The organism is Lysinibacillus sp. NPDC093688, assembly GCF_050280145.1.
In the GTDB taxonomy this organism is placed as follows: Bacteria; Bacillota; Bacilli; order Bacillales_A; family Planococcaceae; genus Lysinibacillus; species Lysinibacillus xylanilyticus_B.
In genome coordinates, this window is record NZ_JBNNUX010000065.1 from 1 (window position 1) to 11,338 (window position 11,338).

An 11,338-nucleotide genomic window follows, 5' to 3' on the forward strand; every position below is an offset into this window, starting at 1 on the left:
TGAGCCAGGATCAAACTCTCCATAAAAAGAAATTTGATTAGCTCAAATTGTTTTGCTGGCATCATGTTTGATGTCCAAAATTTTGTTTCGTTCACGAACTCAAGGTTAGTTACTAAAAACTTTATTGATTACGTTTTGCTTGTTCAGTTTTCAAGGTTCATGTCGTTGCTGTTTTTCAGCAGCAACTCTTATATAGTATCACGCTATAAACTTGATGTCAACAACTAATTTATTTGATTTAATTGTTTTTCAGAAGTTATCTTGGCGACTCATATAATATTACTCTCTTAATTCAAAAAGGTCAACACTTTTTCTAAAAAAAATTAATGCTTTTTCATTTCATCGAAAAACTTCCTATTTAATATACTTACGAAAAAATTTATCATTAGACGCTCCATCTCAAGTAAATTTAACTTTTTTATTGCATCTAAAAATAGATTTTTTTATCATATCCTTAAATATTAATAGACTAACAAAGAGAAGCTGAGACACAACCATGCCCTTTCTCTTTATTAAAATTGATATGCTCAAATAGAAAGCCCAGAAAATTTTACTGTCCGTAAAATATTCTGGGCTGCTTGTTATTTATTGAGGCTTTGTCTCAACCTCTTTTTATAAAATAACTATATGATCTTATACGTGTTAATCGAACTTCATCCCTTTTAATAAATCCGCGAACGCATTGTTAATCGGTTCAGCTTCTTTGTCCTGCTGCTTCATGTACTTCTGCACACTGCGTTTATCTACTTTGCCACCGCCTTCTTTTTTACGACGGGCTTCAAATGCAGATAATTTTTCACGATATCCACATTTACATACGAAGATTTGGCCATCACCTTCACCACGAAGCTCTAGCTTTTTCTTACATTGCGGGCATCGTGCGTTTGTGACACGTGATACGTTTTTACGATGACCACATTCACGATCTTGGCAGACAAGCATTTTGCCCTTTTTACCGTTGACTTCAAGCATTGGCTTACCACAATCCGGACAGGACTTTGTTGAGATATTGTCATGCTTGTATTTTTTATCGCTTCCTTTAATTTCAGCGACGATTTCTTGCGTGTGCTTTTTCATTTCATTGATAAATACATCTTTTTTCAACTTACCTTTTGAAATGAGCTCAAGCTTTTGCTCCCACTCGGCTGTTGTTGCTGGAGAACGTAATTCTTCAGGCACTAAGTCAAGTAATTGACGACCTTTGGATGTAATGTAAATATCTTTACCGCCACGTTTTTCGATTAAGAATGAATTAAATAGCTTTTCGATAATATCTGCACGTGTTGCGACAGTGCCTAGTCCACCTGTTGATTTCAACGTATCTACAAGCTTCTTATCGTTCGTTTCCATATACTTCGTAGGATTTTCCATAGCCGATAGTAATGTTGCCTCTGTAAAACGGGCTGGTGGCTTTGTTTGACCAGATGTTTGGGCAATTAGCTTTGTTTTTAATAGTTGTCCTTGTTCTAAACGAGGAAGTAGTTGCTCTTTTACATCATCCGTTGATTCCTCATCATCAAAACGATTTTGATATACTTCTTTCCAGCCAGCTTTTATAACCGTTTTCCCTCTGGCAATAAATTTCTCATTACCGATTTGAGCTTGTACGGTTAATTGCTCATATTCTTGCGCTGGGAATAATACAGCTAAAAATCGTTTTACTACTAAATCATAAATTTTACGCTCTTTATCATTGAATGCAGAAAAGTTCACATAGCCCTCAGTCGGAATGATGGCGTGGTGATCGGACACTTTACTGTCATCTACAAATGATTTATTCGCTTTGATTGGCTTTGTTAAAATTTTATTCGCGAATGTACGATATTCTCCGATACCACATGCTTTTAGACGCTCAGGTAATGTGCCAACAATATCAGATGATAAGTAGCGAGAATCTGTACGAGGATATGTTAGCACTTTATGAGATTCATATAGCTTTTGCATAATATTTAATGTTTCTTTTGCAGAATAACCGAATAATTTATTGGCATCTCGCTGTAATTCTGTTAAATCATAAAGACCTGGGGCAAATGATTTTTTAGATTTGCGATCAATCGAAGCAATTTTTGCATCTTGATTGCCTAGTGCTTTGACAATAGCGTCGGTTTTTTCTTTATTAAAGCTACGTGAATTCCCGTTTGCGTCTTGCCATGTAAGCTTTAATGAATCTGTTTGTGCTTCAATACCGTAATACGTTTGTGGTTTGAAGTTTTTAATTTCATCTTCGCGTGCGGCAATAATCGCAACAGTTGGGGTTTGAACACGACCACAGTTCAACTGTGCATTAAATCTTGTCGTTAATGCTCGTGTCGCGTTTAATCCAATATACCAATCCGCTTCAGAACGAGCGACAGCAGCAGCATATAAATTATCGTAGTCTTTACCTGGTTTTAAATTCGCAAAGCCTTCTTTAATCGCTTTGTCTGTGACAGATGAAATCCATAAACGTTTAATTGGCTTTTTCACATTTGCTTTATCGATAATCCATCGAGCAACTAATTCACCTTCACGCCCAGCATCAGTAGCGACAATGATTTCATTTACATCACTACGCGTTAACTGTGATTTGACCGCATTATATTGCTTACCCGTCTGCTTCATAACGACTAGCTTCATGCGCTCTGGCAACATTGGAAGGTCTTCTAAATTCCATGTTTTATATTTATTATCATAGGCCTCTGGATCAGCTAATGTTACTAAATGTCCTAATGCCCAAGTAACTATATATTTGTCACCTTCTAAAAATCCGTTCCCTTTTTTATTACATTTCAAGACATTTGCTATATCACGTGCAACTGAAGGTTTTTCAGCAATAACTACACTTTTAACCATATATTCGTACTCCTTTACTAACTATGTACTGTCTAATATACCATAAGTTCGGGGTGGAAATTGTTTGAGAGCCATCTACTTAGTGTCAATCATAGTCATTGTCAGAGAACTGAGCGGGTTGCCAGGTAAAGTGATCAGGTAGTCCTGGGATCTGATCCGATTGCCTAGAAAAGTGTTCAGGTAAGACGATTAAAAAAGCAAATTCACGCTAATTGTGAATTTGCTCTTTTTCTATGCTCCAAAAAATGTTGACGATGAACTGCATACTCAAACGCTCAAAACATATGTTGAGTTAACAGAATGTTCACAAAATAGAAAGGGGATGAATGAATGGATGCTCGAACTTTCAGACCTCGGAATGTGATTTTTATGACCATTGTTGTTTTTGTATCGGTGTTAATTGGTTACGGTATATATATTAATTTTATTGATGTTCCCTTTCCATGACGGCCTTACTTCTTTAACTGAGCTAACAAGTATTTTCGATTGTCTAGTATGCGCTGATCATTTGGCTTAAATTTACGTGCTGCCTCATTATGCTGATGTGCATTTTCATAGAGACGCAAACGATTGTATAACAAACTTAACTGGAAATGCGGAAGCCATGTGGAATAAGCGTGCTTTTGAATGCCCATTGTTTGTTCGATAGGCTGCTGTAATGCTTGTGAATACCAGTAAATAGCCTCTTTATTTTTCAATTGCTCCATAAAAAAATGACCGATTCGGCAGCATGTTTCTGGTCTTGGGCGATCATATAATAGTGATTGTAAAATAGCTTGTGTTGCTTGTTTTGTATCATTTAGCTGTTGGTAGCAATCCGCTAAATTTAAGCAAGCTTCGATATGATCGTCATCTGTACCTTTTGTGGAATCTAGGAAAATATGATAGTGATTGATAGCTTCTAAAAATCGTTGATGCGATTTTAGTTCATTGGCGTAGTGAAATGTTTCTCTAGCTGAAAATGGGTGCCCTTCTTTCTTTAAACGCTCATAAATAGTAATGTTGCGATGAATATCACTTTTTCTTGGCAAATGTGTAACGGCTATATCGCTATGAAAGAGCTGGCCTGTTACATCTAAATACTCATGGACGGCACCCTGCCACTGAAAATTACGTGCTCGTTTTACGAGACGAAATCTTTTTTCACTTGATTCCACACAGCCATCTGCATCAAGCGTTACATAATAAGCCATGGAAACGGCATCGACGTTAGGATGATATAGCGATTGCTTAAGTTGTAGAAGTTTTTGCTGATGCTCTGTTGTGATTACATCATCTGCATCGAGCCATAAAATAAAATCTTTCGTAGCTTGCTGAAAGGAAAAGTTACGGGCTTTGGCAAAATCATCACACCAAGTAAAGTCGAAAATTCGAGAGGTATAGTTTCGGACGATATCTTTTGTACGATCAGTTGAGCCTGTATCGATAATATTGATTTCATCCACTAAATGTTGAACGGAGTCTAAGCATCTTTCAATAATACATTCTTCGTTTTTGACAATCATACATAAACTAATCGTAAACATCAGTCCCCTCCTTTTTTTGTAATAATATATGCGAGCTTAAAAATTTATCGAGGTCTTTTACCATTTTATCGCCTTACTTTTTGAATTTATCGCTCAACTTTTTGAATTTATCACCCAACTTTATTCATTTATCACCTAACTTTTTGTTTTTATCACCCAACTTTTCCGTTTTATCGACATACACCTAAAAAGAGTATGACTTTTCGGCAATGCAAGGGGTTGATTTCTGTTCCGACTGGGCGCTTTGTAGCTGTCGCTTTGCTTTCGCACAGATAAAACATTGTAGCTGCCGCTTTGCTTTCGCTACAGAAAACATTTGTTGCTGACGCTTCGCTTTCGCACAGAGCAGAGCTTCCTGGAGGCGTCGGGGCAACAGGATGTTGGTCACGAAGGCGTTATCACAGGTTTAGCCTTCGTTCCCCTACCCGCTTCGCTGCGCCAATCAACCACTTCACATAGCGTGTATCTTTCGGACAACCTTGACCATTTCTTCAACGCTATGAAAAACAAAAAACGAACGCTTTACACGTTCGTTTTTTGTCTTATAAGTATTTCTTACGCCACTCTAGTTGTTCTTTTTCTGTGAGCTGTTGTTCTAGGTGCGGATCCCATTGATTTAACAGTGCATTCCATACACGAACGAACATAATATCTTGTTCTTTATCGTGAAGGACAAATTCGAGGCATGGGCTATCATTAATTTGTTTTGCGTCGGTTTGAACAATTGTTGCCACTATTTTTTGTGAAGCTCCAGCTCCAGCTTCTTCGCCATCCTCTTGCTGTAACGCTTCTATTAACATAGCTTCGTCGAATTGCTCCTGCTTTTCAGCCTCTTCATCCACATAGCGATAGAGCTCCGGTAGATCATCATATTCTTCGATATTGCCCTCATCGACAGCAAGAAATGCAAGATGGCATGGGCTATAGTAAAGATTAGCCATTTCTGCCTCTAGCTCCTCTTCGAAGATGCCACGTTCCAGTTGCTGCTGTCCTTTAGATGTTAATCGATAAAAGCCTTCCTCTTGCTCAATAAGACTTACTCGAGACATTTTCGATACTAAATCTTCAATAAATAACGGATCGACTAGTAATAACTCACTTAAATCCTGTGCATTTGCAAAATCCGCTTCCTGTATGCTGATTAACAGCATGGTCATCAAGACATCCATAGTGGAACGGCGAACGGGCTCGTAGGTTACTTCTACTGTTCGAATGGGGATGCACCATTCATCGGTTTTGACGATTTTAATATTTCGGTTTTGCTGAAGTTCACGCATTAAGCGCTGCTGCAATTTTGACAATCTACATCACCTGTCCTTCATGATTACGCAAGCCGTTATAGGATATCACTGTATCTAATAGATTGCTGTACATCTCTCGTGTATCTGGATGCTTCGCACGTTTGGTAAACATCTCAGCACTTCCGACAAGTAGTAATAGCTCACGAGCACGAGATAAGGCAACGTTTAAACGTCGGTAATCTTTTGCAAAGCCAACGTCTCCCCCTTTAGGCGTATTACGTACCATACTCACTAAAATGACATCCATCTCCATACCTTGGAACTTATCGACTGTCCCAGTTCTAAATTGAAGATGCGGTAACTGTAATTCCTGTTGCAGAAGGCGATTAATTTTCTTTACTTGCTCCCCGTAGAAGCTAATAACCCCAACGCTTTTTTGTGCATCCTGAGGCATGCGTCCGGCTGCTTTAGCTTCGATAACAGCCTTATTTAAATCGGTTAAAATACGTCGAATAGTTTGTAATTCACCCTCATTATAACGACTCGTTCCGCCCTTTACCTGTTCTTCTAAATAAGGTTTTTCGGTCGGAATATCGACCCATAGTAAATGATCATCTCGGTTAACAAATTGCCCTTCTAAGCAATGGTCTCGCGCTGCATCTGAATCTGGTAAACCACATTGCAAGCCATTTTCCTCTTTCGCGTAAAACGGTGTAATACTGTGCATAATTTTCTCATGCATTCGGTACTGCAATGCCAGCATTTGCTTATGTGTGTGCGGTAAATTATTAAATAAACGTTCAAACAACGATTCACGCAACAGATTTTTTAATTCCTGCGCACCGTCAAAGTTTGGATTTTCATCGAGCATCGCCTTTAACGTTTCCTCCAACGTATCATCTCCAAGGAGTGGAGGTAGCTGATGATGATCGCCCACTAAAATAATTTTCTTACCCTTCAGCATTGGCAATAATAGCTCTGGCGGTGTGGCCTTTGATACTTCATCAATAATGACAACATCAAATGTCGGGTAGTTCTCCATAAATTCCTTACTTGCTGAAGCCACACATGTTGTACCGATAACATTCGCATGACGCACATATAATTTTCGAATTTCATCTAAATCATATTCAGTAGCGTTTTGCAGCTTGTCACGCCATTGCTCTTGTAATTTTTTTCGAAGAGGCAGCTGCTTCTCCTTGCGCTGTAATTCCTCCATCGCTACTTTGGAGGATGCAATTGCTTCCTTTACCTCCTCGGAAGTGCGCTCCGGTGTTGATTGTAGGAGTTTGGTGCAAGCTGTGAGCTGCTTCTCTTTCTTTAACCCAGCTATATTAATTTCTTTTATATTTTCCTCTAATTGTGTGAGTTGTTGTTCAATCTCTTGTAAGCTATTCTGCGCTGTTTGAAGCGCCGCTTTCTTTGGTAGGAGCTGTGTATTAGCCTGCTCTACTGCCTCCAGCTGTTGACGTGCTGTTTGAAGAGAAGATTTCGCTTGCGATACAAGTATTTTTAAATGCTCTATAGACTCTTCTGGCTCAGTATCCATTTGGAATGTCTCAACTAGCTGCTGAAGTCGTTCTGTATGCTGTAAATATGGCTGCAATTGTCGCTGTATGCTTTGAACGTCAAAGCTTGTAATCGCGCATTCTTGATGTATTAAGCCACCAATACCTTTACGTAAGGACTCAAATTCCTGATCTTTATGCTCTTGTTGTTGTTTCAGCGCTACACCTTTTTGCCAAACAAAATCACGTCGCATATATAATCCGAGCAAGAAACTCTCAAGTTGCTCGGCAGATGGTGTTTGATCATCTTGAAAGGCTGTATTGAGCTGGGCAAAAACACCTGTTAGATTTTGCAACGAAAACGATTGAACAGGCTGTAATTTGCTTTTAGCAAGGGCACGTTCTTTTTCTTCATCCGATACCAACGCCTCAAGCTTTGCGATCGCTTTTTGTAGACGCGAATTGATGGTTGCCCATGCATCTAAATCTTTAGCATCCTCTAAATGCTGTAAACGACTGATTTGCTGTGACAGCACATAAGATGGGCGAATTTGATAGTGCTGTAAAAATCGTTCGATGCGCTCATAGGACGTTAAATTACCGATATATTTTTCGGCTTCCTTCATTAATTGAAGACGATTATTTTCCTCTTCATATTTCAATTGGATATCTTTGAACTGCACTGCTAGATGCTGCTTTTGCTCTTGCAGCTCCTTATATTGAGCAGCTGCTTCCAATCGCTCCATCTTTTGAGTAGTTTCTTCTATAGTAAGCTTCAGCTGCTCGATAGACGGACTTTCAGCAAGAGTCTGCTCAAGCGTCTTTACAGCAGGCTCGATTTGCGCCAGCTGTTTTTCGTAATGCTCTTTATGTGCCTCGTTCTCCTGCAGCTCGGTTTTTACAGCCTTTAACTCTTTTTTTAACGCTTGTATTTCTTGCTGTAAAATGGGCTCGTCAATTGCGGCCTGTTCTTTTGCAGCTATTTCCTTTGTTAACTCCTCAAGCCATGCCTCAAGTTTTTCTAGCTCTTCTTCAGCCTTGGTAATACTAGATTTTAGTTCCTGTTCACGTTCTGTAAAGGCTATGATTTCCTCTTCAATTGCTGCAAGAGTTTGCTCACGCCACTGAAGCGCAACATTTTCCTCAATAAATTTTTTACCTTCTTCTTCAATGCTTTCCGTTCTACCATAACGTAAAATTCGAATTTCTTGATTGGAAAGAAGTCGCCCTAAGGCATTATCCACAGCTAAATTTGATTGTGAAGCTACAAGTGTTTTTAAACCAGCCTTAACATTTTGCTGACAAATTTCAGAAATAACGGTTGTTTTCCCTGTGCCAGGAGGTCCTTGAATGACAAACAAATCTTCAACAGACAATGCGCCTAAAACAGCTCGTCGCTGATATTCGTTTAAATTATTGTGAAAAACAATATCTTCTCGTAGCTTGGATGTTCGAACTGAGGGTCGCTTTTCAAATAGTATAGTCTCTAAATTAGGGTTAACGGCCTCGCCTTTTTCTAGCTTTGTAAAACCATTGCGTAATCGTCTAATTTGACTCAAAGTCGCAAAATTACTAAAGCTCGCTTGCTTTGAACGAAGGTTAAGCTGATCTTTACGTGCTAAATCTTGCACAAAAGGCTTTAAGTCAATTTCTATTGTCTGCTTCCCTGCATTAGCCTTTAATACTTGTCCAATTTCACCGCGTACTCCTTGAATGTTCACACTTAACCCTTCAAGCTTCTTCCATTCCTTCGATTTTATATAAGGGCAGACAATTGTGAGCCTAGTAAAATCTTCATTAAAATAGCTTTGCTTAAATTCTGTATGAATGTCATCAATGGTCGCATCACGTTCTTGGATTTTTAAAAAGCCTTCCCAACTCGAGATACGCTTTTTCACATATTCTGTGCGCTCCTCGGCTATTGGTAGCTGTCTTATTTTTGTATGAAGATCAAGCGGAATCCCTGCTCCATTATTAGGTCTTGTGACAAATTGTAATGCTGCTGGTAAGCGTCGATTGGTATTGATGGGGCCTCGCATATGTACAAAACGAAGATTTGTAGCGAGCAACCCTTCAACCTTTAGCACACAATCCATAATGGCTGTTTTCTCAGCAAGGACGTCCGGTAACTTTTCATTTTGCTCTGCATTAAAATAAATCGATAAAAACGTTTCACCGATTGTTTTGGCTTTGCGCTTTTCGATATAGACGGTAAATGCTTTTTGTAAGGCAAAAAAGGCATGCTCATTTGCTGAGCATTCCTCTACCGCTTCCTTCGCCTTATTCGTCAATATTAGATTACAGCGTTGTTTTTCTAGTACAGCGATGTCCTGCATGAGCAGCCCTCCCTTCCGATTCACTAAAGTTCTATTTTATCACATCGCAAAAGGATACTTGAAAAGAAAAATCCCCTGCACAGTGATTTCCTTCCACCGCACAAGGGATAAAGATCTTATTTTAATGTTGATCGATCGGTTCTTTCGGCAATGTTTTGCTCATTTCACAATATTGCACAAAAACACGAGCCAATTCACGTAAACGATTATGAACATCTTCGTCTACAATATTATTATCCGCATCAAAATGAGATGTGTGTGTATATACATAGTTCGGAGTCACAAGTGCACGGAAGTAGTCCAAAATTGGTTTTAACTGATTTTCCACTACTAAATGGTGTTGATATGTGCCACCATTGGCAACGATTGATACTGGCTTATAGCGCATTGTTTTTGGATGCAAGAAATCAAATGCATTTTTCAAAACGCCCGGAATCGATGCTTGGAAAATCGGTGTAGCGATAATATAAGCATCCGCTTCCTCAAACTTTTGAATCATTTCCTTCATGTCATCATTTAACGGTGAACCATCTACAATTTGATGCTTATATTGACTAAAATGCATAATTTCTAATTCGAAACTAGCATCTAATTCTTTAATATATTGCTCCACTTGCTCTAAAATAGCACCAGTTTTACGACCAAACATCGTGCCATCAACGAGTAAAATTTTCATCTTCTTTTTGCCTCCACATTCATCTTCTACAATAATATTGTAACAAATGAAAAGAGGCACGAAAAGAATTGTAGTAGTGAAAACCGTAATTTCAGTCTTTAGGCGGAACGTGGTGTATACAAGAAATATCGCTTTAGAAAAAAGACTTTGCTATGGCGATTACTTGTTATTAAAATAATATTCGGCTCCTAACGTGGGCTTGATTTCCGTTCCGACTGGGCGCTTTGCTTTTTCTACAGAAAACATTTGTTGCTGCCGCTTCACTTCGCTGCAGGAGGGTAATCCCCCTGCTTCCGCGGGTATTCGCCTTGCTTCCGCGGGTATTCGCCTTGCTTCCGCGGGTATTCACTGCTTCCGCGGGTATTCGCCTTGCTTCCGCGGGTATTCACCTTGCTTCCGCGGGTATTCGCCTTGCTTCCGCGGGTATTCACCTTGCTTCCGCGGGTATTTGCTTCGCTTCCGCGGGTATTCACCTTGCTTCCGCGGGTATTCGCCTTGCTTCCGCGGGTATTCACTGCTTCCGCGGGTATTCACCTTGCTTCCGCGGGTATTCGCTTCGCTTCCGCGGGTATTCGCCTTGCTTCCGCGGGTATTCACCCTGCTTCCGCGGGTATTCGCCTTGCTTCCGCGGGTATTCACCTCACTTCCGCGGGTATTCACCTCACTTCCGCGGGTATTCACTGCTTCCGCGGGTATTCAGCTTGCTTCCGCGGGTATTCACCCTGCTTCCGCGGGTATTCACCTTGCTTCCGCGGGTATTCACCTCACTTCCGCGGGTATTCGCTGCTTCCGCGGTATTCACCTCACTTCCGCGGGTATTTGCTTCGCTTCCGCGGGTATTCACCTTGCTTCCGCGGGTATTCACCTCACTTCCGCGGGTATTCGCCTCACTTCCTCGGGTATTCACCTTGCTTCCTCGGGTATTTTCCTACTCTGCTCAAGTATTCACTTTACTGTCCTAACAATGTATGGACGTTCAAATAGTTAGAACTATAAAAGAAAACGCCCAACCAGTAAGGTTAGGCGGTCTCATCTGTGACGCTGATCCCCGAGGAGTCGCCCAGTCGTAACGAAGATCAACTTGTCTACATTGAATATATTTTAATAAAGATAATGCCCAATTCTAAAATGTACCCTATAAGATAGACACTTTCAAAAAGGTCATCTTATAGGGTATTTTTGTTTATAATGAAGAAAAAAACGAGCGGTGGTAAATAGT

5 protein-coding genes are annotated in these 11,338 nt (G+C 39.9%); all 5 read right to left on the reverse strand.

The annotated features are described in order from the left end of the window. Positions 1–642: 642 nt before the first annotated feature. Positions 643–2,832: a DNA topoisomerase III gene (locus tag ACQKN2_RS24160; protein WP_427417194.1), complete on the reverse strand. Its 2,190-nt coding sequence runs from the start codon at positions 2,830–2,832 to the stop codon at positions 643–645. 452 nt (positions 2,833–3,284) lie between these two features. Beyond that, on the reverse strand, positions 3,285–4,358 hold the full coding sequence (locus ACQKN2_RS24165; protein ID WP_427417195.1) for a glycosyltransferase: 1,074 nt from the start codon (positions 4,356–4,358) through the stop codon (positions 3,285–3,287). Between the two features lie 542 nt (positions 4,359–4,900). Next, positions 4,901–5,659 (reverse strand): hypothetical protein, encoded by a 759-nt coding sequence (locus ACQKN2_RS24170; RefSeq protein ID WP_427417196.1) that lies wholly within the window; start codon positions 5,657–5,659, stop codon positions 4,901–4,903. Between the two features lies 1 nt (position 5,660). After that, positions 5,661–9,443, reverse strand: coding sequence for a DEAD/DEAH box helicase (locus ACQKN2_RS24175; RefSeq protein WP_427417197.1), 3,783 nt, complete (start codon positions 9,441–9,443; stop codon positions 5,661–5,663). A 121-nt stretch (positions 9,444–9,564) separates the two neighbouring features. Then, the gene (locus tag ACQKN2_RS24180) at positions 9,565–10,119 is read right to left on the reverse strand and encodes an NADPH-dependent FMN reductase (RefSeq protein WP_049667893.1); all 555 of its coding nucleotides are present in this window, start codon (positions 10,117–10,119) and stop codon (positions 9,565–9,567) included. Positions 10,120–11,338 lie beyond the last annotated feature (1,219 nt).